Source organism: Corynebacterium sp. KPL1818 (genome assembly GCF_000478135.1).
GTDB classification, from domain to species: domain Bacteria; phylum Actinomycetota; class Actinomycetes; order Mycobacteriales; family Mycobacteriaceae; genus Corynebacterium; species Corynebacterium accolens.
The window spans coordinates 313,133-337,669 of record NZ_KI515758.1 but is presented as its reverse complement, the minus strand read 5'-3'; the positions used below and the strand labels follow the sequence as shown (position 1 = coordinate 337,669).

Annotated in this window: 21 protein-coding genes and 1 pseudogene; 12 read left to right on the top strand and 10 right to left on the bottom strand. The window is 60.8% G+C overall.

What is annotated here, in order from left to right; all coding sequences use genetic code 11:
- Positions 1 to 5: 5 nt before the first annotated feature.
- Positions 6 to 1,156: pseudogene (locus HMPREF1261_RS01405) on the bottom strand (MFS transporter).
- Positions 1,157 to 1,281: 125 nt separating this feature from the next.
- A complete protein-coding gene (locus HMPREF1261_RS01400) occupies positions 1,282 to 1,884 on the bottom strand; it encodes a superoxide dismutase (protein WP_023029697.1) in 603 nt (200 codons plus the stop codon).
- A 164-nt stretch (positions 1,885 to 2,048) separates the two neighbouring features.
- Between HMPREF1261_RS01400 and msrA the strand changes: the two genes are divergently transcribed.
- Entirely contained in the window at positions 2,049 to 2,696 is a 648-nt protein-coding gene (gene msrA / locus HMPREF1261_RS01395) for a peptide-methionine (S)-S-oxide reductase MsrA (protein ID WP_005279686.1), read from the top strand.
- On the opposite strand, the gene HMPREF1261_RS01390 is transcribed toward msrA, so the two are convergent.
- Positions 2,693 to 4,435 (bottom strand): alpha/beta-hydrolase family protein, encoded by a 1,743-nt coding sequence (locus tag HMPREF1261_RS01390; RefSeq protein WP_005279689.1) that lies wholly within the window; start codon positions 4,433 to 4,435, stop codon positions 2,693 to 2,695. The genes msrA and HMPREF1261_RS01390 overlap by 4 nt on opposite strands.
- Before the next feature lie 87 nt (positions 4,436 to 4,522).
- Here HMPREF1261_RS01390 and HMPREF1261_RS01385 point away from each other — a divergent pair, with 87 nt between their 5' ends.
- From HMPREF1261_RS01385 to HMPREF1261_RS01375, 3 genes are read left to right on the top strand one after another with little or no spacing between them, the layout of a single operon-like run.
- Entirely contained in the window at positions 4,523 to 5,470 is a 948-nt protein-coding gene (locus tag HMPREF1261_RS01385) for an L-lactate dehydrogenase (protein ID WP_005279691.1), read from the top strand.
- Positions 5,470 to 6,174 (top strand): glycerophosphodiester phosphodiesterase family protein, encoded by a 705-nt coding sequence (locus HMPREF1261_RS01380; RefSeq protein WP_005279693.1) that lies wholly within the window; start codon positions 5,470 to 5,472, stop codon positions 6,172 to 6,174. The genes HMPREF1261_RS01385 and HMPREF1261_RS01380 overlap by 1 nt, the downstream gene beginning before the upstream one ends.
- Positions 6,175 to 6,194: 20 nt before the next feature.
- A complete protein-coding gene (locus HMPREF1261_RS01375) occupies positions 6,195 to 7,115 on the top strand; it encodes a DUF5926 family protein (protein ID WP_023029696.1) in 921 nt (306 codons plus the stop codon).
- A 285-nt stretch (positions 7,116 to 7,400) separates the two neighbouring features.
- Here HMPREF1261_RS01375 and HMPREF1261_RS01370 read toward each other — a convergent pair whose 3' ends face one another.
- The 3 genes from HMPREF1261_RS01370 to HMPREF1261_RS01360 are packed head-to-tail and all read right to left on the bottom strand — an operon-like array spanning position 7,401 to position 10,584.
- On the bottom strand, positions 7,401 to 8,681 hold the full coding sequence (locus HMPREF1261_RS01370) for an LCP family protein (RefSeq protein ID WP_023029695.1): 1,281 nt from the start codon (positions 8,679 to 8,681) through the stop codon (positions 7,401 to 7,403).
- Between the two features lie 59 nt (positions 8,682 to 8,740).
- On the bottom strand, positions 8,741 to 9,451 hold the full coding sequence (locus HMPREF1261_RS01365; protein ID WP_023029694.1) for a CPBP family intramembrane glutamic endopeptidase: 711 nt from the start codon (positions 9,449 to 9,451) through the stop codon (positions 8,741 to 8,743).
- On the bottom strand, positions 9,448 to 10,584 hold the full coding sequence (locus tag HMPREF1261_RS01360) for an amidase (protein ID WP_023029693.1): 1,137 nt from the start codon (positions 10,582 to 10,584) through the stop codon (positions 9,448 to 9,450). The genes HMPREF1261_RS01365 and HMPREF1261_RS01360 overlap by 4 nt, the downstream gene beginning before the upstream one ends.
- Before the next feature lie 33 nt (positions 10,585 to 10,617).
- Here HMPREF1261_RS01360 and pheA point away from each other — a divergent pair, with 33 nt between their 5' ends.
- Entirely contained in the window at positions 10,618 to 11,526 is a 909-nt protein-coding gene (gene pheA, locus HMPREF1261_RS01355) for a prephenate dehydratase (protein WP_023029692.1), read from the top strand.
- 9 nt (positions 11,527 to 11,535) lie between these two features.
- Positions 11,536 to 12,189 carry a histidine phosphatase family protein gene (locus HMPREF1261_RS01350; protein WP_023018151.1) on the top strand — a complete coding sequence of 218 codons (654 nt, stop codon included), beginning with the start codon at positions 11,536 to 11,538 and terminating at the stop codon, positions 12,187 to 12,189.
- Here the strand turns inward: HMPREF1261_RS01350 and HMPREF1261_RS01345 are convergent.
- The 3 genes from HMPREF1261_RS01345 to HMPREF1261_RS01335 are packed head-to-tail and all read right to left on the bottom strand — an operon-like array spanning position 12,186 to position 14,360.
- A complete protein-coding gene (locus HMPREF1261_RS01345; protein ID WP_005279702.1) occupies positions 12,186 to 12,533 on the bottom strand; it encodes a metallopeptidase family protein in 348 nt (115 codons plus the stop codon). The genes HMPREF1261_RS01350 and HMPREF1261_RS01345 overlap by 4 nt on opposite strands.
- The gene (locus tag HMPREF1261_RS01340) at positions 12,534 to 13,583 is read right to left on the bottom strand and encodes a septum formation family protein (RefSeq protein ID WP_005285303.1); all 1,050 of its coding nucleotides are present in this window, start codon (positions 13,581 to 13,583) and stop codon (positions 12,534 to 12,536) included.
- Positions 13,584 to 13,610: 27 nt separating this feature from the next.
- A complete protein-coding gene (locus HMPREF1261_RS01335) occupies positions 13,611 to 14,360 on the bottom strand; it encodes a GntR family transcriptional regulator (protein ID WP_023029691.1) in 750 nt (249 codons plus the stop codon).
- Positions 14,361 to 14,425: 65 nt separating this feature from the next.
- On the opposite strand from HMPREF1261_RS01335, the gene serS reads away from it, so the two are divergent.
- From serS to HMPREF1261_RS01305, 6 genes are all read left to right on the top strand, one after another.
- On the top strand, positions 14,426 to 15,682 hold the full coding sequence (gene serS, locus HMPREF1261_RS01330) for a serine--tRNA ligase (protein WP_005285300.1): 1,257 nt from the start codon (positions 14,426 to 14,428) through the stop codon (positions 15,680 to 15,682).
- Between the two features lie 27 nt (positions 15,683 to 15,709).
- Positions 15,710 to 17,341 carry a 1-acyl-sn-glycerol-3-phosphate acyltransferase gene (locus tag HMPREF1261_RS01325; RefSeq protein ID WP_023029690.1) on the top strand — a complete coding sequence of 544 codons (1,632 nt, stop codon included), beginning with the start codon at positions 15,710 to 15,712 and terminating at the stop codon, positions 17,339 to 17,341.
- Between the two features lie 300 nt (positions 17,342 to 17,641).
- The gene (locus HMPREF1261_RS01320) at positions 17,642 to 19,366 is read left to right on the top strand and encodes a glycerol-3-phosphate dehydrogenase/oxidase (RefSeq protein WP_005279711.1); all 1,725 of its coding nucleotides are present in this window, start codon (positions 17,642 to 17,644) and stop codon (positions 19,364 to 19,366) included.
- A gap of 12 nt (positions 19,367 to 19,378) precedes the next feature.
- Positions 19,379 to 20,116 (top strand): MIP/aquaporin family protein, encoded by a 738-nt coding sequence (locus tag HMPREF1261_RS01315; protein ID WP_005285290.1) that lies wholly within the window; start codon positions 19,379 to 19,381, stop codon positions 20,114 to 20,116.
- Between the two features lie 30 nt (positions 20,117 to 20,146).
- The gene (gene glpK, locus HMPREF1261_RS01310; protein ID WP_005279713.1) at positions 20,147 to 21,694 is read left to right on the top strand and encodes a glycerol kinase GlpK; all 1,548 of its coding nucleotides are present in this window, start codon (positions 20,147 to 20,149) and stop codon (positions 21,692 to 21,694) included.
- A 22-nt stretch (positions 21,695 to 21,716) separates the two neighbouring features.
- Positions 21,717 to 22,547 carry a Cof-type HAD-IIB family hydrolase gene (locus HMPREF1261_RS01305; protein ID WP_023029688.1) on the top strand — a complete coding sequence of 277 codons (831 nt, stop codon included), beginning with the start codon at positions 21,717 to 21,719 and terminating at the stop codon, positions 22,545 to 22,547.
- Between the two features lie 22 nt (positions 22,548 to 22,569).
- Here HMPREF1261_RS01305 and HMPREF1261_RS01300 read toward each other — a convergent pair whose 3' ends face one another.
- On the bottom strand, positions 22,570 to 24,468 hold the full coding sequence (locus HMPREF1261_RS01300) for an N-acetylmuramoyl-L-alanine amidase (protein ID WP_023029687.1): 1,899 nt from the start codon (positions 24,466 to 24,468) through the stop codon (positions 22,570 to 22,572).
- Positions 24,469 to 24,537 lie beyond the last annotated feature (69 nt).

The window sequence follows — 24,537 nt, the reverse complement described above, 5'->3', positions numbered from 1 at the left end:
CGAGTTTAGTCGGATTTAATCTTGGTCCAAGTCAGCGCCGTGAGCGCGAGCGCGAAGGCGGTGAAGCAGGCGATGAATTGGTGCCAGGTGAGGGCATCGAAAAGCACGCCTGCCAACGCGCCCACGATGGAAGAGCCCAGGTAGTAGCAGAAAACGTACATTGAGGACGCCTCGGCGCGGTCGTGGATGGCCAGTTGCCCCACCCAGCCAGACGCTGTGGAGTGGACCGCGAAGAAACCGACGGTCAGGCACACCATGCCGATTAGCGTCATGACCAAGTTGCCGGCGCAAAGGATAATGCCCACGGTAAAGAGCGCGGCGGAACCGACCATGGTTTTACCGTGCCCAATGCGCGCGACCAGCGTGCCCGCCCTGGCCGAGGACCACGTGCCGGAGAGATAAAACAGGAAGGTAAAACCGGCCAGTGCCGGCGATAGGCCGAAATCCCCGGTTAGGCGGAAGGTGAGGAAGTTATACATGGACACGAACGTGCCCATGGATAAAAAGGCAACGATAAATAACGTGGCGAGATCCTTATTCGCCCAGTGCCCAAAGACCGCACTCAGCTCGGAGCGGAAGTGAATTTCCTTGGGGTGAAAATTCCGCTGGGCGGGCAGGAGGAGCCAGCAGGTGATGGCAAAGGCCAGGGAGACTACGGCGGAACCGAGCAGCGCCCAGCGCCACGAGGAAAACTCCACCAAGCCCGCGGGAATGATGCGGCCGGTGAGCCCGCCCACGGAATTACCCGCGATATAAAGGCCCATCGCCTTAGGCAAGGCATTATCCTCGAGCTCTTCTGAAAGCCAGGCCATTGCGGTAGCTGGGGCGCCGGACAACATCGCGCCCTGCACCCGCGCAGGGCAATGAGCTGCCAGCTCTCTTGGGCTAGGGGCACAACAAGGCCCAGGATGGTGGCGGCGATGGCGGAAATGAGGAGGATGCGCCCGCGCCCATAGCGCTCAGAAAGAATGGACGCAGGAACCACGCAGATAGCCAACGCGCCGGTGGCGGCCGAAACAGTCATGGCCGCCTCGGTGTGCGAGATGCCCATATCCGTTACCAACGTGGGCAAAATTGCTTGGGTGGTATAGAGGCTAGAAAACACCGCCAAACCCAACAGGAGCATGGCGATGGTGGCGCGCCGGTTTCTGGTCATGCGTACCAGCATTCTCTTCACAGGCGGCGGTGTAAATTGCGCCACACCCTTGATGGGGTTAGTGCAAGCATAAAAATGCCGCCCTTCCAGTAAGGAAAGGCGGCGGAAAGTAACTAAGTTAAAAGTTACTTCTTAGCTGCAGCGAAACGCTCTGCAACGTCGTCCCAGTTGAAGACGTTCCAAGCGGCCTTGACGTAGTCACCCTTCACGTTCTTGTACTGCAGGTAGTAAGCGTGCTCCCACATATCGAGCATGAGCAGCGGGGTGAAGTCAACGGAAACGTTGCCCTGCTGGTCAGTGAGCTGCTCGATGATCAGGCGGTCAGCGATGTGGTCGTAACCCAGCACTGCCCAGCCGGAACCCTGCAGGGAGGTAGCAGCACCAGCGAAGTGTGCCTGGAACTTCTCGAAGGAACCGAAGTAGCGGTCGATAGCCTCTGCCAGCTCGCCGGTTGGCTGGCCGCCACCGTTCGGGGACAGGTTCTTCCAGAAGATGGAGTGGTTGGTGTGGCCACCCAGGTTGAATGCCAAGTTCTTGGACAGGGCGCGGATACGGTCTGGGTTAGCCTCGCCGTTGCGCTCTTCTTCCAGTGCCTCGAGGGCAGCGTTAGCACCCTTCACGTAGGTTGCGTGGTGCTTGTCGTGGTGGAGCTCCATAATCTCTGCGGAGATGTGTGGCTCCAGTGCGTCGTATGCGTATGGGAGGTCAGGAAGTTCGTAAACAGCCATTTGTGTAATCCTTTCTTCGGGTACGTGTCCCGATGATAGGCACGATCGAAAGATTTCGCCATGATTAATTTGAAATCTGCAATTACCGCGAATGTTTAGTGTCCCGGGAATCTATTTGCCCAGTACAACGTTATTAAGGGAAATGGAGAAAGGAGCTTTACCTGATGTGGATGTTTAAACCAGAGCCGAAGATGGTGGCTGCGGAAGATGCCTTGCCGGGCCGCAGCGAGCCGGTCTTGGACCCAGCCCCGCACGCGGTGCTGAATACTCCAATTACCGGTCCGTGGAAGGACAGCCAGAAATCGATCTTGATTGCCCTAGGCTGTTTCTGGGGCGCGGAGAAGATGTTCTGGGAAACAGATGGTGTTGAGTCCACCTCGGTTGGCTACGCCGGTGGCACGACCCCGAACCCCACGTATTATGAGGTCTGCCGCGGGCAAACCAACCATGCAGAAACCGTGGAGGTCACCTATGACCCGGAGAAGATCTCCTTGCGCGAGCTCGTGGTGAAGGCCTTGGAGGCGCACGATCCAACGCAGGGCTTCCGCCAAGGAAATGACGTGGGCACGCAGTACCGCTCCGCGTTTTATCCCCGCACCGAAGAAGAGCGGGAGGAAATCCAGGAAATCGTGGATAGCTACGCGGATAAGCTCAAAGATTTTGGCTTTGGGGAAACCACGACCGAGGTTAAACGCTTAACCGATACGGACTCTGGCGAGTACTACCTGGCCGAGGACGAGCACCAGCAATACCTGCACAAGGTGCCGAACGGTTACTGCCCGCACCACAGCACTGGTGTGAAGTGCGATTAGGCGTCGAGCTGGATAAATCCGGCGATTTTCCTGGCTAATTTAGGGGTGAGGTTCAGGCGCGATTGGGAGCCTAGGACCTCGTTCCAGTACCAGAGCATTTCCTGAAAATAGTTATGTCCGTGGCCACCTGGGACGTTCAGGGAGTTGATCTGGTCTAGGCCAATCTGCCACCAGGTAATAAACGGCGCCCAGCGCAGGTGGCGGAGCGTATCCGCCCGGAGTGTCTCTGGCTGGGGTTCGTGCATCCAGGTGGGGCGGCGGAACATGAGGTTCAGGTCCCACCACACGATGGCATCGGAAGCATGCTGGGCAATGAGCACGCGGGGCCGGCGCCAGCTGGAAGGAAAATCGTTGCCAAAGGCATCGTGGCGCGAGTGCTCCGGTTGGGCGACAAAGCGGACGTGTTGCCCGCCATCGATGACGGGGAGCCGCTCGAGCGAGCCGATATCGCGGCGCAGGCGCTGGGTAAAGCGCGTCATCCGCGGCGGGCCAGAAAAGACCGCGCCGCTACAAGCCGCGAGGAGTTCTTCCTTGTTCTGGAAATTATCCATAATGGCGTAGGCACCCAGGGATTCCCCTGCAAGGTAGAGCCGCGGGCGGTCTTCTTCTGGGAGCTTGTCAATTTCTTCTTGCACCACGGAAATGAGCTCGGCCGCGGCGCGCTTGGGCGCGTTTTTATCCACGAGGTAGGCGAAAACCGAGGGCAGGTAGGAATACTGCATGGTGACGGTGACGCAATCACCGGCGGTCAAAAACTCATAGGAGCTCGCGCTCCAGTTATTAATCCACCCGGATCCCGCGGGCATCTGAATGACGATGGTCTCCCGGCGCAGCGCACCGGTGCGCTGCAATTCTGAGCGCACCTTCTTCGCCGCCTGGGCAAAAGAACGCCCTGGGATATAGCCAGCATAAATGCGGATGGGTTCTTTGGCGGGAGCACCGGTGATGGTGCGAATATCGCGGGCGCGCGGGCCGTTGGAGACAAAACGCCGCCCTTGTTGCCCCAGCGCGGACCAAGGTTCAAGCGACCACGGGCTGCCGGAGCGCTCCGGCTCCCAGGGCATCGACGTGCCGGGAAAAATTTGTTTATTCAGGCGCTGCGCCTTGTGGGAGAGCGAACGGATCCAGCGCCGGAATACCACGCGGTCCGATAGCCCCACCGCGGCCACGGTGAGCCCTGCGGTAACGACCGGCCAGGCCACGAGTGCTGGAACCCAACGGCCCAATTGGCGCGATAATTTGGTCACGGTCAGCTGTGCGGCCTCGCCTACCAGTAGCAGCGCGCCGTATCCGGCGGTGCCGGCGGCTAGGCCGATGGCCGCGGTAGCCGGACCGCGAACCAGTTGTTTATTGACCAGACCCGCCTGCTTTTCCTGGTTGCGCAGCGAGAGCGCCGCATTGAAGGCGGTGCCGGCGCCAATAGCTAAGTGCAAGATTTGGCGGTGCTGCGGGCCCAAGCGGTCTTGGGGGCGCTTGCCCAGCCGGTTGAGCACGAAGCTCGTCGAGGCCGCCCCGAGGTGCCCGATGGCCTGCCCGATAGATACATTGGCCGCCGTCACCCACCACGGGCGGGGCAGCAGGGACGGCGATACCGCGGCCCACGTGGCCAGCTCTGCGCCTAAGATTCCGGCCGACATATGGGGTGGCAACGTCTGCCGGCTGGTCATGCGGACGACGGGCGTGAGATCCGCGACTACGCCAAGAGAAATTAGTGCAGCGCGGCTGAAGGCGCGTTTCATGGTTGCCCATTATCCCAGAACGTACCTCGTTGCGCAGTGTGAAACATTACGTATGCAAAACCCCGCAGGGCGTTGCACAATGGGGTTATGGCAAAGCATGTAGGAAATAAAGTCGTTCTCATTGGCGCGGGTGACGTGGGAGTCGCTTACGCCTACGCACTGGTCAACCAGAGCATCGTTGACCACCTGGCCATCATCGACATCGATGAGCGGAAGCTGGAAGGCAATGTCATGGACCTCAACCACGGTGTGGTCTGGTCTCCACAGCGCACCCGCGTCACCAAGGGCACCTACGAAGATTGTGCGGACGCTGACATGGTCGTCATCTGCGCCGGCGCCGCCCAAAAGCCCGGCGAAACCCGTCTTGACCTGGTGGATAAGAACGTCAAGATCATGAACAGCATCGTCGCAGATGTCACCGCCAATGACTTCGACGGAATCTTCCTGGTCGCCTCCAACCCAGTCGATATCCTGACCTATGCGGTATGGAAGGCCTCCGGCTTTGACCACAAGCGGGTCATCGGCTCCGGTACGATTCTGGACTCCGCGCGTTTCCGCTACATGCTGGGTGAATTGGAGGGCGTGGCACCGAAGTCCGTGCACGCCTACATCATTGGTGAGCACGGCGATTCTGAGCTGCCCGCAGTCTCCACCGCGAATGTTGCCGGTGTGCCGCTTTCGCAGAAGCTGGAAAAGGAGCCGGAATACGCCGAGCGCATTGAAAAGATCTTTGAAGAAACCCGCGACGCCGCCTATTCCATTATCGATGCAAAGGGATCGACCTCCTATGGCATCGGCATGGGGCTGGCGCGCATTACCGCCGCGATCATCCAGAACCAGGACGTGGCGCTTCCCGTCTCTGCTTACCTGCAGGGCGAGTACGGCGTGGAGGACCTCTACATCGGCACCGCAGCCATCGTAAACCGCACCGGCATCGTCCGCCCGGTAGAGCTGCAGCTCAACGAGCACGAAAAGGAGCGCTTCGACGCTTCTGCAAAGACGCTCAATGACATCAAAGAAAAGTTCTTTGGCTAGTGCACATCGTCGCGCATAGGGGATACTCCGGAAAATACCCGGAGCTATCCCCCTTAGCTTTTGAAAAGGCCCTGGAGCTTCCCATCCACGGCGTGGAGTGCGACGTGCGGTTAAGCCGCGACGGCAAGGTGGTAGTCCAACACGATCCCACCTTGGAGCGAACGACGGGGCGCGCCGGGCGGGTTTCGGCGATGGACTGGCGGGAGCTGAGTGAGGTCGACATCGGCAAGGGGCAGCGCATGATGCTTCTCGATGACCTCCTGGCCATGCTGGGGGACAAGCCCCACCACCTTTATATTGAAACCAAGCACCCCTCCGGGCAAGGCAGCGCCTTGGAAAAGCGGGTCATGGAACGACTGCGCGCCGCCGGGCTCGATGAGGACCCGCGCATGCACGTTATTTCCTTTTCCCATAAGGCCATCCGGCGCATGAAGATTTTGGCGCCGCACATTGACCGCATTTACCTGCGCCGAGACTGGGAACGCCATTTCAATCGCTCGGATTTCATGTGGTCGCGGCCGAGCGCCCTGGGGGTTTCCCTGCTGCGCGCCAAGATGCAGGCGGCCATTATTGGTGCGCAGGGCTTGCCCACGTATATGTGGACCGTTGATAAGCCGGAGGACATGAAGTGGGCCTGGTCCAATGGCGTGGACATGCTTGCCACCAATCAGCCGGAGGTGGCCCTGCGCGCTATTGAGCTGTAGAAAGCAGGTATCTTGGAGGCATGGCCAAGAAGAAAAAGAAACAAGAAGACCTGCCTGAGGGCATGTCCCGCCGCCAGGCAAAGCTTGCTGCCCGCGCCAAAGAACGCGCCGCCCTGGAAAAGGACCCGCGCCCCTATAGTGGCCTTGCGGCGGAGGCTTCCCTCGTTGCCATGCAAGAGTTCGTGCCCTCCGCTTTTGCCAAGCTCGACGTGAAGGGCTGCGATAGGAACGTCTACGTCTCCACCGTCCTCCCGGGCGCCACCGCGGCGCTGATCCGCGATGAGGAATTCGGCGGCGATGCTTTTGTGGCACTCCAGGTGCAGTCCCACACCCACAACCCTGGCCGGGATCTGGCCTTCGCCCTGAACTGGGTCAAGAACAACGAGCCAGGTTCTACCTTGGAATCGACCGCGGCCGATGGCTCGCAGCCGGAGCTTAGTGAGCTTATCGATGCCGCAACCACCGTCGACATTGAAGTCCACCAGGACTTCAGCTGGTGGATTCCGGAAGGCGCGCAGGTCACCCCTGAGGTATCGCAGTCCATGCGCGCCGCCAATGACTCGGTCATCGAATCCCACCAGGTGGGCAACGACATTACCGGCACCGCCTTTTGGGCCAATGCCGGCGGCGGCAAAGCGCACGTGCGCTGGGTGCGCCCGAACGACGATGAGGCCGCGTTCCTCAACGCCTTGGCGCGAGTCGCCGCGCGCGGCGAGCTGAACTTGGGCGAGGACACCAAGTTCGCCGGAGTATTCCGCACCCACGGCCTCATCGCTCCCGTCTTTGACGTGCAGCCCGAGGTTGATTACTCCTCTTATGAGGACAAGCTCGCGGGCGTAGATAAGGCCTTGGCAGAAGAAATCTCCAATGACGCGCAATTGAACGCAGAAGAGCGCAAGCAGTTAGAAAACATCAAGTCCCGCCAGGTGACGTTGCGCTAAACGCACCACAACAAAGAGGCCCTTTACCTCGAAAAGACAAGGAGGAAAGGGCCGCTTTCTTCGCAATCTAGCTAAAACGAGTTAAGGCATGAATAAGAAAAACTCAGGGCCGCGGCGCATAGCCTGGGCTTTCGCAGCCGCCAGCGCAGTAGCCTTCATGCTTGGCATAATTAGGATGCTTTCTATGGATCCTGTGGAATGGAGAATTTACCCTGAATTCTTCATAGCAACCACACTTGCTGGTTTCTCAATAACGTTTTTCCGATACGAAGATTGAGTTCAGGCCTATTTCATAGAGTCCCATAGCTGTTGGGCGCCTTCATCGTCCCAGAGCACGACATTGCCCACGACGGTGTCCTGGAACCCGCCAATGGGGACGGTTTCCGTGTCCACGCCGGAGCCCATCGCAAGTGCCACGCGGGCTAGGTGCCATACGTGGTCGCCATCGCCGACGATGAAGGAAGAGGCGGTCTGATTAATCAGGGAAATCGACCGGAAGGGGTTAATCAGCGTGGCCGGGGAAGTGATCTTATCTAGGAGCGCCGCGAAGAACTCGCGCTGGCGCTGCACGCGGTCGAGATCGCCCATTGCGGTGGCGCGGGTGCGCACATAGCCCAGCGCATCGCTTCCCTCTAGCTTCTGGCAGCCTTCCTGCAGATCGATGCCCGCCAGCGGGTCATTGATGGGCTCTGCAACGCAAATATCAACGCCGCCGACGGAATCGACCACATTGGCCAAACCACCCATGCCGATTTCGGCATAGTGGTCAATGTGCAGGCCGGTATTGCCCTCCACGGTTTGCGTGAGGAGCTTTGGCCCGCCGTAGGCAAAGGCGGCGTTGATCTTATCCATGCCGAAGCCTGGTACTTCCACGTAGCTATCGCGCGGAATGGAGACCAGCTGGGCTTGGCCGGAGCGCGGGATATGCAGGAGCATGATGGTATCGGTGCGTCCCTCGCCCACATCGCCACCGGTGCCGAGCGCTTGTTGGTCTTCTTCGGACAGGCCCTGGCGGGAATCGGATCCCACCAACAGCCAATTGGTGCCAGAGGTATTGGCCACCTGCTCATCCGGGAGGGCATCTACGCGGGTCAGGCGCGTATCGGCCCACAGTGCGAAGATGAGGCTGCAGACCACGACGACGAGGATAAAGATGCCGGCGCAGCCAAAGAATCGTTTGACTGGATTGGTCTTTTTCCGGCGGCTGTGCGGCTTAGAGTGGCGGCGGGGCGGTTGCTGCGCTTGTTGTGGCTGGTAGCGCTGTTGCAGCTGCTGCGGCGATTGCGGCTGCGATCGCTGTGGCGGTCGCTGCTGCGGCGGCCGTTGCTGTGGTGGTTGCTGCGCGGAACGCTGCTGGGCCCGGTACTGGCTGGGGTAGCGGGTAGGGGTTTCCTGGCGCGGGATGTGCTGCTGCGGCTCGGCACGATTCGTGCGCGGCCGGCGGCGAATGGGCCGACCGTAGCGGTCCTTGAGGGGACGGCCATCGGCCCCAAGGACGAACTCACTGGATGAGCTATCGCCAGCGCGGCGCGCCTCCCGATGCGGATCTCGTCCTGATTCAGTCATGCGCTATACCTTACAAGGCGCCGGCCAATTCCCCCGCTTTCCTCGCGAGCACGCCACACTTAAAGTACGGAAAGGCCGAAGGAATAGCCGAGGAAAGCGATCGCATCGATAAGAAAGTGCGCGATGACAAGCGGCCACACGCGGCCGGTGCGGTGATAGTAGTAGCCGTAGATTACGCCCATGATGATATTGCCAAAGCCGGCCGATACCCCCTGGTACAGGTGATATGAACCGCGCAGGATGGAGCTTGCCGCCAAGGCGGCGGGCAGCGACCAGCGCGCTTGGCGCAGCCTGGTCATTAGCCACATGACCACCACGGTTTCTTCCGCAAAGGCATTGGCGGCGGCCTTGATGAGGGAGACCGGAATCTCTAACCACGCATTATCGAAGTCACCGGGAATGACCTCTTTGCTCCAGCCAAACTGCACCGCGACGAAATACAAAACTAAGCCCGGGATGCCGATGAGCGCGGCGAGTCCCGCGCCGTGCAACCAATCAGAGGCGCGGTAGGCCGCCGGTTTAATGTGGTCTTTCGCCAGCAGGAAAAGTACTAGCGCACCATAGGCAAAAAGGACCGCCGCCGAGCACAATTGCAGGCCCAAATCCACCCACGCCAGGGCGGATTGGCTGGAGTTGAGCGTGACGGATTGCTCATTGAGCGGCTGCGGGGCTGCCAGCGAATTGATAAGCCGCAGCACCGCCCTGACCCCGGAAATACCGAAGGTCAGGGTGAGGACGATGAGCAGCTCGGCGCGTAGGTTCTTGGTCATGGGTGCAAGATGTGGGCGAGGCCTAAAAGCTGGGCATCGGAAAGCGTAATGCCTCCCACATGCACGCCGACGGGCGGGTGCGCGGGGATGGCCCAAGGTACAGAGATGGCGGGCAATTGGGCCATATTAAACAGCGAAGCCCACGGGGACCAGCGCGTTTGGGCGTTGAAATTCTCCGCGTGCGGAAGGGACAGGAAATGCCCCCGCGGCGGGGGATCCGCGGTGAGCATGGGCGTGATAATGGCATCGACCCGCCACTGCTGCGCTAGGAGCTCCGGGAGGTGGCGGACATGGCGCTGCGCGGCGCTTAGCTCGGCGGCGGATACGGTAGCGCCTTGCTGGGCCACCCAAGCCGCGTAGCCCTCTGCCTGTGGCAGACCCACAAACCGGGAGGTAAAGATCTCGCGGAAGTGCGCAAACGTGGCCCCTGCCTGCGGATAAGGCGCAATGGGGACGACCTCAAACCCCGCGGTGCGCAGCCGATCTGCGGCCTCGCGTGCCGCCCGCAGGTGGTGGGCTTCCACCCGGGCCGCGGCAAACAGGGGCTCAAGCAAGAGCCCAATGCGGGCGCGCGGGGTGATCATGCGGTGGCCGTGCAGGAACGCATTATCGGCCACGGTGCGGGTGATAAAACCCTCCGCGCCAAGATGGCTGCCCGCAGGCTTAAACCCCACGACCCCGCAGGCCGCCGCGGGAACGCGGATGGAACCGCCGCCATCGCTGGCCTGGGCCGCGCGCACGAGGCCGCGGGCTACCTGGACGGCCGCGCCGCCAGAAGAACCGCCCGGGGTGCGGCCTGGATAAAGAGGATTATCGGGGTGGGGAAGATCCACCGGCTCGGTATCGACGCGCAAGCCCAACTCCGGCGTGGAGGACTTGCCAATGAATATGGCGCCCTGCTTTTCCAATGTCGCGATGAACGGCTCGCTGACCGCGGGATAGTACGTGCGCTTGGCATTGCCCAAAGTGGTGGGCATACCCGCGACATCGTTGAGATCTTTTGCAGATAGGACCCACCCGCGCAGCCGGCCGGTGCGGGCGGGGGTGCGCTGCAGATCCAGGTAGGTAAAACCGTGCTCTGCGGGGCCCATGCCCTGCACATCCGCGCGGAGTCGTTCTATGGAAAAGTCCATGGCGCACCAGTCTAGTGGGCTAAGGTGACGGGCATGACTACAACCATCGCTTTCTTAGGCCCCGCCGGTACGTTCACGGAGGCCGCCGTGCACAAATTCGCTACCGAGTGGGAAGCGCGCGGGGAGACCGTGGAGACCCTGCCGGTGGACTCGCCATCAGCGGCGGTGGCGGCCGTGCGCGCCGGGCAGGCCGATTATGCCTGCGTCGCCATTGAAAATTCCGTGGATGGGGCGGTGACGACGACCTTTGACGCGCTGGTAGAAGGCGATCCCGTACAGATTTACCGCGAGGTAGATATCCCCGTTACCTTCAGCATCATGACAAGGCCGGGAACGAAAGACATCACGCGCCTCAGTACGCACCCGGTGGCCTTCCAACAAATCCGCGGCTGGGTAGCGGAGAACGCGCCGGGCGTGGAATTCGTGCCGGCTAGTTCGAATGCGGCGGCGGCGCAGGCCGTAGCGCGCGGGGAGGTCGACGCGGCGGCGGCGCCAGCGCGGGCGGCTGAAATCTTCGGCCTAGAAACCAGGGCGAGCGGCGTGGCCGACGTGCAGGGAGCGGCCACCCGCTTTGTGTTGGTGGGCCTGCCGGGGCGCCCGACCGCGCGCACCGGCCAGGATCGCACCAGCGTCATTTTCACCCTGCCCAACCAGCCGGGAACCCTAGTGGGGGCGTTACAAGATTTCGCCCACCGCGGGGTGGATCTCTCCCGGATTGAGTCGCGGCCGACGCGCCAAACCTTTGGTAACTACCGCTTCTATGTGGACTTGATTGGGCATATCGATGACCAGCCGGTTGCTGAGGCCCTGCGTGCGGTGTGGTTGCGGGCGGAGGAACTGCGGTTTTTGGGCTCCTGGCCCACCGCGACGCCCGCCGGCCACCCACCGCGGGACTTGGCGGAGGCGGATGCCTGGGTGGCGAGGGCGCGCAGGGGTCAATAATCTGGACGCATGACTGGAAGAATCATCCTGCTGCGCCATGGCCAAACCCATTCCAATGTCTCCCGGCTGCTTGATACCCGGCCGCCGGGCGCGGAGCTTACGGATCTGGGGCGCAACCAGGCCACGGAGGTGGGCCGGGAATTAGCAGGCTTTGTGGGCGAGCGCGAGGTCGACTTCAAGTGCTCGATTGCGCTGCGGGCGCAGCAGACCGCCACCTTGGCGGCGCGCGCCTTTGAACAGGAGCGGAACCTGCCGCGCTTTTCCATTCCCATCGATGTCATCCCGAATGTGCAGGAGATTTTCGCCGGCGATTGGGAGCTCGATGCCAGCGAGGCCGCCCACCGCAGCCACGATACGGCCATGCGCGGCTGGTGCTACGGCGATAGCCAGGCCGCCATGGAAGGCGGCGAGCGGCTCCAGGACGTGCTTTCGCGTTTCCAGCCCGCGTTGGAAGAGATTGCGGCGCAGCTTGCCGATGACCGCGATGTCATCCTCGTCAGCCACGGCGCCGCCATCCGGGTGGTAACCAAGCACGCCACCGGGGCGGACGCGGACTTTGCCTATACCGGTTATATGCCCAATTGCCGCTTTACCGTGATGGAGCCGCGCGGCAAGAAATTTGGCGAGTGGACGCTTACCCGCTGGGCCGATATTGAGCTCTAGCCCCAGCCCAGCTGGTGCAGTTCGTGTTCTTCCATGCCAAAGTAATGGCCTAGCTCGTGGAAGACCGTGACCTTGACCTGCTCGGCCAAGTCTTCTTCTGACGCGGCCCAGCGCTGCAAAGTGCTGCGGTAGATGAAGATGGCATCGGGCAAATACCCGGTGTGGTCGAAGGTGCGCTGGGGCAGGGCGACGCCCTCATAGAGCCCTAGCAAGGTGGGATCATCGGGGTTTTCTTCTTCCACCATGATCACCAGGTTGCGCATCTTGCGCACGAATTCATCGGGCACCTGATCGAGGGCGTCATTGACCATTTCCTCGAAGCGTTCTTCCGATACGGAATACATTTACGGTGCCGGCTTATTATCGCGAATCGGGTTGCGCTCCGGGCGCTCCTCCGGCGGGTTGCCGTCGATGGAGAGCGCCTGGCGGCCGCCGGTGGCGGCACCGGTGATGGAGGAAAAGCCGCCATCATCGCGGGCGTGGACGAGCGAGCAGTTCACGGACTTGGTGCCGCCATTCCAGGACTCTTCAGACACGGTGCCCCAGAACGGCTGCAGCGTGGATTGGTAGAGCTGTTCTTCCCCGCCCAGGTAGTCCTCGGCGGCAGCGGTGCAGGAATCCGAGAGGAATTTATCCATCTCCTTGCCATCCGGGTACGCGTCGGGGAATTTCTTGCCCAGGTCGATGACGGATACCGTCTCCAGCTGGTGCGGCTGGGCGCAGTCCACCACATGCGGTACTTGCTGATCATCGATGGCCAGGCACTCGCCCGGCTTGGCCAGGTTGGCCTGCTCGGAGGCCTCAACATTGCCGGTGGTCAACTGCGGCACGCCGTGATCATCGGTGGTCTGTAGGCCGCACAGCAGGGTGCGGTCACCGTTATTCCACGCGGATTCCGGCGGCAAGATGGAGGCAATATCGTACTTGCCGTGCGGATCCCACTTGCTGTGCAGGTAGCTCACCGTGGCGGACTCACAGAGCTCATCGCGCAGCTGGTGCTGGCGGGTAAGCGCGGGCCGCGAGGCATCCGGGCCGAATTCACTGGTGGGGTAGACGCTGAGATCCTCCACTGTGGAGACCTCGAAGCGGTGCTGCTCCGAGCATTCCACCTCCTTGAAGGAAGCGGCAGAGCCATCCTCATTGATATCCCACGTCACGCAGGACCCAGCGGAAGCGGAGGTAAAAGGCTCCACCTTTGCATCGGAGGATCCTGAGCCATCGGCACCGCCCGCAGAGGACTGTTCGGACGCGGCGGTAGTATCGCCCCCGTTAGACCCGTGGTTGCTGACAATGCCGTAGATGCCCATGAAAACGGCCGCCGCGATTGCTGAGATCAAGGCAATCTGGACGGCCACAGCGGAACGCCACGCAGGTGATTTCTTCATAAGGCCCATTATCTTACCCTTTAAGCAGGGTGTTTTCTAGATTGAGGTATCCCGGGAAACGCGGGTATTCAGGTGGTACCTATCGGTGCGGTAGACCGAGGAACACCATTCCACGGGCTTATCCCCCGAGCGCGAGCAGCGCACGATGTGCAGCAGTGGGGAACCCACGGGGACATCGAGAAGCGGCGCGATCTCCTCGTTGGCGGCAATGGCGGAGACGGTCTGGTCCGCGTCCGTGATGGGGACGCCAAACGTCTTATCCAAAATGGAATACACCGAATTATAGGTGTCATTTTCCAGCAGGCTCGGCGCAAAAGCGGAGTTATACCAGCCATCATCGATGGAATAAGGCTCGCCATCGCCCAAGCGCAGCCGGCGCAAATGAATCTGTTCTTCCGTGGCAGGGGCCCCAAAGAAGTGGGTGGCCGCCTCCGGGGCGCTCGCGCGGCCGCTGTTGAGGATCTTGGAGGAAGCCACCACATCCTGGGCGCTCATTTCATCAGAAAAAGAAGCCAGGTGCAGGCGCGATACCAAGGGGTTGGGGGCTACGAAGGTGCCCTTACCGCGCACGCGGCGCAATCTTCCGGCGGCAACGAGATCCCCGATGGCCCGGCGCACCGTAATGCGGGAGACGCCGTAGGTTTCCTCCAAGAGCCTCTCACCGGGGAGGATATCACCGGGTTTGAGGGTGGTATTACATAATTCCTCCAGAATATCGTGCAATTGAGCGTGCTTTGGGGTGGGGCCATCGCTGATTTCGCGGGCCGGTAATTCTAGGGAGGACATGATTCCATAATAATTCGCTGGTTATTACCACGGCAAGGCAATGGCAGTGCGCTAGAATCAGTTCCGTGATTGATCTCAAGCTACTCCGTGAAAACCCAGACGTTGTCCGCGCCTCCCAGGTCACCCGTGGGGAAGACCCCTCGCTCGTGGATCAGCTCCTCGCTGCCGATGAGAAGCGCCGCCTTGCCATCCAGAAGGCAGATGAGGTGCGCTCCCAGCAGAAATCCCTGGGCAAGAAGATTGGTCAGGCCTCCCCGGAAGAGCGCCCGGCGTTGCTGGAAGGCGCAGATGAGCTGAAAGCCAAGGTCAAAGAGGCCGAAGAGGCTCGGTCCGCGGCTGAGGCCACGGTGGAAGAGTTGCAGTACAAGATCGATAACGTCGTTGAAGGCGCACCCGCCGGCGGCGAGGATGACTTCGTCCTCGTTGAAGAGGTAGGCGAGATCCCGCACTTCGATTTCGAACCTAAGGACCACCTTGAACTCGGCGAGTCCCTGGGACTCATTGACGTCAAGCGCGGTGCGAAGGTCGGCGGTGCCCGCTTCTACTACCTCACCGGCGATGGTGCATTCCTGCAGCTGGGCATGCTGATGTTGGCTGCACAAAAGGCGCGGGAAGCCGGTTTCCAGCTGATGATCCCGCCGGTTCTGGTGCGCCCAGAGATCATGTCCGGCACGGGCTTTTTGGGCCAGCACTCCGATGAGATCTACTACCTTCCGGCCGATGATCGCTACCTCGTGGGCACCTCCGAAGTCGCGCTGGCTGGCTACCACAAGGATGAGATCATCGATCTATCCAATGGTCCCCTGCAGTACGCGGGTTGGTCCTCCTGCTTCCGCCGGGAGGCGGGTTCCCACGGCAAGGACACCCGCGGCATCCTGCGCGTGCACCAATTCGACAAGCTAGAAATGTTTGTCTACTGCAAGCCGGAAGACGCCGAGGACATGCACCAAAAGCTCCTCGATATGGAAAAGGAAATGCTGGCTGCGATGGAATTGCCGTACCGCACCATCGATATCGCCGGCGGTGACTTGGGCTCTTCGGCGGCCCGCAAATTCGATAACGAGGCGTGGGTGCCAACCCAAGGCACCTACCGCGAGCTGACTTCCACTTCCAATTGCACCACCTTCCAGGCCCGCCGTCTGTCCACCCGCTACCGTGATGAGAACGGGAAGACGCAGGTGGCCGCCACCTTGAACGGCACCCTGGCCACCACCCGTTGGATCGTGGCGATCTTGGAAAACCACCAGCAAGCCGATGGCTCCGTCGTTGTTCCAGAGGCCCTGCGCCCATTCGTGGGCAAGGATGTCCTCACGCCGCAGTAGCCTGCGGAACAAAGCTAAAGGAGCACCATGAACGCTGCGACGAATTTCTTGTACCGCCAGATCACCCACATCGGGCGCGGCCTCACCTTGGCCCAAGGCCTGCAGATGCGCCTGTCTGGGGAGGAGAATATTCCCGATGACGGCGGTGCCGTCCTTGTGTGCAATCACACCGGGTATATGGATTTTCTGTTCGGCGCGTTCATTGCCTATCGCAAAAAACGGCTGGTGCGCTTTCTAGCCAAGGCCAGCATCTTTAGCACCCCAGGCGTGGGCGCCCTGCTGCGCGCTATGGGGCACGTGCCGGTAGACCGCATCGATGGCAAAGAGTCCTTGCGCAAGGCGGTAGAGCTTGCCGAGGCCGGCGAGCTCGTCGGCGTCTTTTCTGAAGGCACGATTTCCCGCAGCTTTGAAATTCGCAGCATGAAAACCGGCGCCTCCCGCATCGCTTTTGAAGCGGGCGTGCCAATTGTTCCGCAGGTGATGTTCGGCTCGCAGCGCCTGTGGACAAAGGGTCACAAGAAGAACTTGGGCCGCACCAAGACTCCGGTCTTTATTACCGCGCTCGAGCCGTATTACCCCACCGGGGATCCGGAGGCCGATACCGCAGAAATCCGCCGCCGCATGCAGGAGGCCTTGGAGGGACTCTGGGAGGATTACGAGGCGGAGTTCGGCCCCATGCCCGCCGGCGAATATTGGGTTCCTGCGCGCAAGGGTGGTTCCGCCCCGACGCTGGAAGAGGCCGAAGCCCGCGATGCGGAGGTGGAAACGGAGCGGCACCGAGTGCGTCGCCTGCGCGATGACTTGGTGGGACTCAAAGATCGCGTTTCCGTTTCCACCGTTGAACTCGTGCGCAACCACATGGCCTCTGCCAAGGATGAGGAAGGGCAGGATGAGCACGATGGCAAAGAGCCGCAGGAAAAGAAGCACATCGCGGCCGATACCTTGGAGTGGGTCAAGACCAACCTCAATGCCGTGGTGGAAGAGGCAACCCGCGGCTTGGATGAGGGCAAGGATAAGGTCGCCGATGTTATGGCCCAGCTGAAGACGGATGTGGCGCAGGCCCAAGCCTCTATTGCCGCAAGCAGCAAGGAGATCTGGGAAGGATCCGTGGTAGAGCAGGGATTGCTCGCCGTGGCGACCCAGTCCCGCCTGATAGTTTCCCGTCTGCCGCACCGGCTCAAGGCCCAGTTTTCTGCCATCCCGCGCGTAGTGGTGGCGCATCAAAGCACGCTGAACTGGGAAGACGATGCCCTGACCCCGCGGTTGAAGGCGGCGCTAGAAAGCATCTACCCCGCAGCGGAGGTGCTCATCGTGGTCTCGTGCGATGCGGATCTCGATGTCCCGCAGGCGGTGTGGCATATCCAGCTTGATGAGCAGGCCGAAAAGCCGCTTTTGGATAAAGAAGCGATGAAGGTTACCTCGGTCACGGCCGCCGCCGGCGTGGATTGCATCCTGGATGATTTGGAAGCCAAGCCGAGCGAGGCGCTGGTCTTTGGCAATGAGCCGGGCGATGAAGAATTCTTGAATTACATCCCGGTCGTTGCCCTGGAGACCGCGCCCATCGAGGTGGTCAAGGATGCGCAGGCTGTGACGTATTCCGCCGAGCGCGCAGGTATGTCCGAGGTTTTGGAAGCGATGGCCCGGTTACAAAAAGACTAGGCGCGTGCAAACGTTGGCGTTACCACCCCCGCGAGGGGGTGGTTTTCTTTTTGGTTGGCTAATCAAAGGGCGGGAATTGACTGCTTACGGGGCCGGAAGTTACGTGTGAGAAACCTCTAGTGAATGTTTAAGCGGTGACCTCTACCATAGGAGATAGGAGATATTGGCTCTACTTTTTAGAGCGCAATAGTCGCCATCATGAATCATCCAAAACTTGCTTTTAGCTGTGCTTACGCCATCTCATTCATTGTTTGTCGGAGCAAGCACACATGAGCACCAAGGAAGGAGATGCGGTCTCTAATGACCCAGCAAAGCAATCAATCCTTTAACCCCGAATATTTTGAAAATGTGTGGAATGGCTACGCGGATGAGGACTACGACGTCGTCATCATCGGTGGTGGCTCCGTAGGTGCCGGCGCGGCACTGGATGCGGCAACCCGTGGTTTGAAGACCGCGGTGCTGGAGTCCCGCGACTTCGCCGCTGGTACCTCTTCCCGCTCTTCCAAGATGTTCCATGGTGGCCTGCGCTACCTTGCAATGTTTGACTTCCGCCTCGTGGCAGAGTCACTGAAGGAGCGCGAGCTCAACATGTCCACGTTGGCTCCCCACCTAGTTAAGCCGCTGAAGTTCATCTTCCCGCTCACCCACCACGTATGGGAGCGCGTCATGATGTTCGGTGGCTTTACCCTTTATGACCTCATGGGCGGTGCAAAGAGCGTGCCGATGCAAAAGCACCTCACCCGCAAGGGCGCCCTCAAGGTCACCCCTGGCCTGAAGGAAGACGCCATCGTCGGCGGTGTGCGCTACTACGACACCCTGGTGGACGATGCCCGCCACACGATGACCGTGCTGCGCAGCGCCGCTGAATACGGCGCCGATGTGCGCACCAATACCGAGGTCATCGGTTTTGATAAGGACCGCGGCGGCCGCGTCGTTGGCGCCAAGGTTCGCGATACCGCCACCGGCCGCGAGGCCACCGTGCGCGGTAAGGTCTTCATCAACGCTACCGGTGTCTGGAACGACAAAATCCAGGAGCTGGCCGGCGTGGAAGGCAAGTTCACCGTTCACGCTTCCAAGGGTGTGCACATCGTCGTGCCAAAGGATGCCCTGGATGCAGAAGCAGCCCTGTGCTTCGTGACCGAAAAGTCCGTCCTCTTCGTCATCCCATGGGGTGACTACTGGATCATCGGTACCACCGATACCGACTGGGAGAAGGGCCTATCCCTTCCGGATCCCGCCCCTACAAAGGCGGATATTGACTACATCCTGGATGAGGTCAACCAGCGCGTGCGCCGCCAGATCACCCGTGATGACATCGTCGGTGTTTACTCCGGCCTGCGCCCGCTGCTGTCCGGCAAGTCCGATTCCACCACCAACCTGTCCCGTAACCACGCCGTGGCTCGCGTGGCCCCGGGTATGGTCTCCGTTGCCGGTGGTAAGTACACCACCTACCGCGTCATCGGTAAGGATGCCGTTGACCTAGCCGTGGAAGAACTCGGCGGCAAGGTGCCAGAGTCCATCACCGAGCACACCCCGATCCTGGGCGCTGCCGGCTACCACGCGCTGGCCAACCAGATTCCTACCTTGGCCCGCCGCTACAACCTGAGCGAGGACTTCATCGAGCACCTGCTCGGCCGCTACGGTTCGCTTTTGGGCGAGGTTCTGGCTCCTGCGCAGGACGATGAGTCCCTGCTCGAGCCCGTTCCCGGTGCTGAAACCTACCTCTGGGCTGAGGTGCGCTACGCCGTCACCCACGAGGGCGCGCTGCACTTGGACGATATCTTGACCCGTCGCCTCCGCGTCGCCATCGAGTTTGGTGACCGTGGCGTCAACGCAGCTCCTGCCGTGGCAGACTTCGTTGCTCCGCTGCTGGATTGGAGCGAGGAAGACAAGCAGCTCGAGGTGGATACCTTCACCAAGCACACCGAGGCAGAGCTGGCCGCTGAGGCAGCTGTGACCGACCGCGAAGCTAACGACATTCTGGTCCGCGCTGGCTCCGCTCGTCCGACCGAGACTCAAGGATAAGGGGAGCCGCTAATGGCTGGATCTGATGCATTTTTGTGGGAGTTTATCGGCACCACGCTGCTGCTGCTTCTTGGTAACGGCGTGTGTGCGCTGGTGAACCTCCGCACCTCGGGTGCGCGTGGCTCCGACTGGATAGTTATCGCCTTGGGCTGGGGCATGGGCGTCTTCGTCGGCGCCAGCGTCGCCGACCCGACTGGGGGCCACTTGAACCCTGCGGTAACGCTCATGCTCGCGCTCAATGGTTCGCTTGAATGGAACCTGGTTCCGTTCTACGCGCTAGGCCAAATCCTGGGTGCTATGTTCGGTGCCTTCCTGGCATGGGCCGCGTTCAAGCAACTCTTCGATGCGAATAACTACGACGAAGAGGGCAAGGTTACCGGCGCCAATTCTGAAACCGGGGGAATCTTCTTCACCGCCCCCGCACACCCACACAATGGCTGGAATACGGTAACCGAGTTCATCGCCACCACCGTATTGTTGATGTTCATCGCCTTCGGTCCTGCCGGTGGCGAGCTGGGCCCACTGAGCTACTTCGGCGTGGCATTCGTCGTTGTTGCCGTCGGCCTGTCCCTTGGTACGCCTACGGGATACGCCATCAACCCGGTCCGTGACTTGGGACCGCGTTTGATGTACGCCTTCGTCCTTCCCATTAAGGACAAGGGCAGCGCTAACTGGGGCTATGCATGGGTGCCGATTGTTGGCCCGCTGCTTTCGGCTGTTGCCGTTGGCCTATTGTCCATTGCGCTTTAATCCACCCCCTATACAGGAGAAATTAGACACATGAGTGATAAGAAATACGTCGCAGCTATTGACCAAGGAACCACCTCAACCCGCTGCATCATCTTCAACCACGATGGCGATCAGGTATCCGTGGGCCAGCTCGAGCACGAGCAGATCTTCCCAGAAAAGGGCTGGGTAGAACACGACCCGCAGGAGATCTGGAGCAACACCCGCCGTGCTGTGGGGGAGGCTTTGGCCAATGGCGATATAACAGTAGAAGATATCGACTCCGTCGGTATCACCAACCAGCGCGAAACCACCGTGGTGTGGGATAAGAACACTGGTGAGCCCGTCTACAACGCCATCGTCTGGCAGGACACCCGCACCTCCGCCATCTGTAAGGAACTGGCAGGTGAAGAGGGCCCGGATAAGTGGCGCCGCCGCACCGGCCTGCTGATCAACTCCTACCCAGCGGGCCCGAAGGTCAAGTGGATCCTCGATAATGTTGATGGTGTCCGCGAGCGCGCCGAAAAGGGCGAGCTGCTCTTCGGCACCATTGACTCCTGGCTGCTGTGGAACCTGACCGGCGGTGCCGAGGGCGACGGCGACAAGGAAGCGCTGCACGCAACGGACGTGACCAACGCTTCGCGTACGCTGCTCATGGACATCGAAAAGCTGGAGTGGGACGAAGATCTGTGCAAGGAAATGGGCATTCCGATGTCCATGCTGCCGGAGATTCGCCCGTCCCTGGGTGATTTCCGCACCGTCCGCGAGCGCGGTTCCCTCGCCGGCGTTCCCATTCGCGCCATCTTGGGTGACCAGCAGTCCGCTATGTTTGGCCAGGGCTGCTTCCGCGCGGGTTCGGCCAAGAACACCTACGGCACCGGCCTCTTCCTGCTGCTGAACACCGGTACCACCCCGAAGTTCTCCGAAAACGGCCTGCTGACCACCGTCTGCTTCCAGCGCGAGGGCGAGCGCCCCGTGTACGCACTGGAAGGCTCCGTTTCCATGGGTGGCTCCCTCGTGCAGTGGCTGCGCGATAACCTGCAGCTCATCCCCAACTCCTCTGCCATCGAGAACCTGGCACGCGAGACCAAGGACAACGGTGGCGTGTACATCGTCCCAGCGTTCTCTGGTCTCTTCGCTCCGCACTGGCGTTCCGATGCCCGCGGCGTCATCGTCGGCCTGACCCGCTTTGCCAACCGTGGACACCTGGCACGCGCCGTCCTCGAGGCAACCGCTTACCAGACCCGCGATGTGGCGGATGCCATGGTGGCGGACTCCGGCGTGGAGATCACCGAGCTGCGCGTGGACGGCGGCATGACCACCAACGAGCTGCTCATGCAGTTCCAGTCTGACATCTTGGGCGTGGAGGTGCACCGCCCGAAGAACATTGAGACCACCGCAACCGGCGCCGCTGTTGCTGCCGGCTTGGACAATGGCTTCTGGGAGGACCTCAGCATCCTGGATACCCAGCGCGGTGACCTCACCGTATTCAAGCCCAAGATGGAGCAAGAAGAGGTGGACTACCTCTACGGTGAATGGAAGCGCGCTATCAAGCGTTCCTTGAACTGGGAAGACTCCGATGAGGATGAGATGGACTTCTAAATCCTGAAGTAAACTCGCGGGTATGGATACTTTCCCTACCCGGGCCCCTCGGCTCATCGCGAGCGATATTGACGGCACCCTGTTGGACCGCAATCATCGCGTCCCGCGTCGCAACCGCGACGCAGTGGCGCGGGCGGTGCAGCAGGGTGCTTATTTTGCGTTATCCACCGGCAGGCCCTTTCGCTGGATAGAGCCGGTGCTGGAGCAGCTCACGGTGCGCCCGGTATGCGTGACATCTAATGGGGCGGTGCTCTATGATTCCGCGGAGGACTGCGTCTTATCCGCGCGCGAGCTGTACCCGGACGCGTTAGAAGAGGTGGTGACGGTTGCGCAGCGCGTCCTTGGTACCGTCGGCTTTGGCGCGGAACGCGCGGGCGGTTCGCTTGCCGATGCCCCCGAGGAGCTCTTCGTCGTCGACCCGCACTACTCCGAAAATGCCCTCTTTGAGGGTTTTGGCGTCGTCAGCGTGGGCGAGCTGGTGGCGCAGCCAGTGGTCAAGCTGCTTATCCGGAATACGGAATATTCCGCACCGGAACTCTATGACTTGATTGCTCCCCATATTGATTCGGAGCTGGCGCATATCACCTACTCCATGCAGGAGGGCGTGCTTGAGGTTGCGGCCCCCAACGTCACCAAGCGCCGCGGCGTGGAGTGGTTGGCCAAGCAGCATGGGATAGCGCAGGAAGAGACCATTGCCTTTGGTGATATGCCCAATGACATTGAGATGCTCACCTGGGCCGGCTGCGGGGTGGCAATGGAAAACGCCCTCCCGGCGGTCAAGGCGGCCGCTGATGCGGTCACCGTGGCCAACCACCAGGCGGGCGTGGCAAAGGTTTTGGAGCGCTGGTTCTAGCGCCTCGTCTCCATGGAGGAGACTATTTGGTGTAGATGTCTACCTTTTCGGTGTCGATGTTGTAGACAATCTCGCCGCCCTGGAACTGGACGCGGATTTCCTTGCCGTTCTTAATCTCATTGGTCGTGGGCAGGCCGAGCTTGGAGGCGTTATCGCCCTCTGCCCACTTCTTAGCAATCTCCCCGGTCAGGGCCTTGGCTCCGGAGTCCTTGGAGGAGAGGACCACGCCGTTTTGGAAGAGCTGGTACATGATCTTGCCGGAATCGGTGGAGTTCGGTCCACCAACGGCGAGTCCCAGGACTGGGCCAAAGGCGTTGAGGACGGAGGTCCAGGATTCCTTGAGGCCTTCGTTATTAGAAAGCTGCACAACCTTGTTGACGATATTCGGAATATCGCCCGCGGTCAGGTTACCGGCAACCTTCTTATCAGTATCCGGCTGTGCCACGCGGTCGTTGGCAACCAGGACGCCGAAGACCGCGGCGGCGATGCCAGCCAAGGCCTGGATGGTCGATACTGGAATGTCGACACCGCCGATGGAGGAGGTGGTCCCGCCCGGGGTGGACTGACCGCCGCTAATCGATGGCTTCTTATCCCAGTTCATTGCAGCGGCGCTGCCGCCGACCTTAACCGCGTTGTACTTCTGCTTAGTGTTATCGCGGATCTCTTTCCAGTGCTGCACGGTGTGGCTACCCGGGCACTGGGTGTAGTGGAAATCATTGTGTCCGCTGAAGGCAGGCACGGTTGCCTGCGCGCCGGCCGCATATTTGGACCCGCCGAAGCCACCAGAGGTCAGGGTAGCGGTGCCGGTGGGATCGATGCCTGAGATAGCGGCCTTCCACCCGGCGATTTCTGCTACCGAGTTCAGCATCTTCTGTGATGGTTCCGCAATTTCGTAGTTACCAATCATGGAAATGCCCCAGTTATGGGAGTTGAAGCCACCAACGTGGGCGCCCTGGACGGCCTTGTCGAGTCCGCCGTAACGGCCTTCGTAGATGGTGCCGAACTTATCCACGAGCACGTTGTATCCAATATCGCACCAGCCCAGGTTCTGTGCGTGGTATTCGTAGGCAGCGCGAACCTGCGCGGCGGCCTGTGCCGGGGTGTAGTTATTGGAGCCCGCGGTGTGGTGCAGCGTCATCGCCTTGATGCCGTCATCGTAGGTGGGCTGCTGGCAGCGCTTGGATTCATCGGCGCCCCATCCGGAGCGAGAAACTACCTTTGGCATGCCATCGGTGGTGGCAGTTGGTTCGATGGCGTGGCCTTCTTGGGCATTGCCGTCCATGAAGACGGCATCTAGGTCCGACACGGTGGTGCGGTCGGTGTTGTTCTCATCAGCTACAGGGGCGATATCGCCGACGTTATAGGGCAGCGGTGCGGCACGGTTGGCATCCGCAGCGCCGGCTGCTTTTTCGAGCAATTCAGCATCGTCATCCAGGTTGGAGCCGGTCACGAGGTCCACATTGGCCATGGATACCTGCACATCGTTGGTATCGCCCACGTAAATAAGCTCGGTACCGTTCTTGCCATCGCCGTAGTTCATGGCATCCATATCGAACCACTCGCTCCAGGAGCCGTCCTCCTGCTTGGAGCGGACGAAGGAGTGCACGTCGCGCTTGCCCTCCCAGGTCACAGCGAACATGTTGAATGGTTCGTCGCGGTGGAAGTGCTTGACGGCACGCGGGCCCTCGCCATCGCCTTGCGCTGCCACGGCGGGATCATCAACGACGACGGAGTCGGCGTCGCTAAAGCTTTCTGAGGCGTTTTTCACCTCGATGGGGCCGCCGGAACCGGAGTCCTGGGTTTTGAGGACCTGCTGGCCGCCGAATGCGGCCGCCATGACGAGGGCAATGGAGGAAACCGTCGCGATGACGGGTGTGGTCCACGGTGACCTCGTGGGGACTAGTCGACGTCGTTGCTTCACTCTATTCTCCCTGGGTTGAGTTAGGTGCCGATGTAGCTGTAAAAACGGTTGCCAAAAGTTAACAGTTGA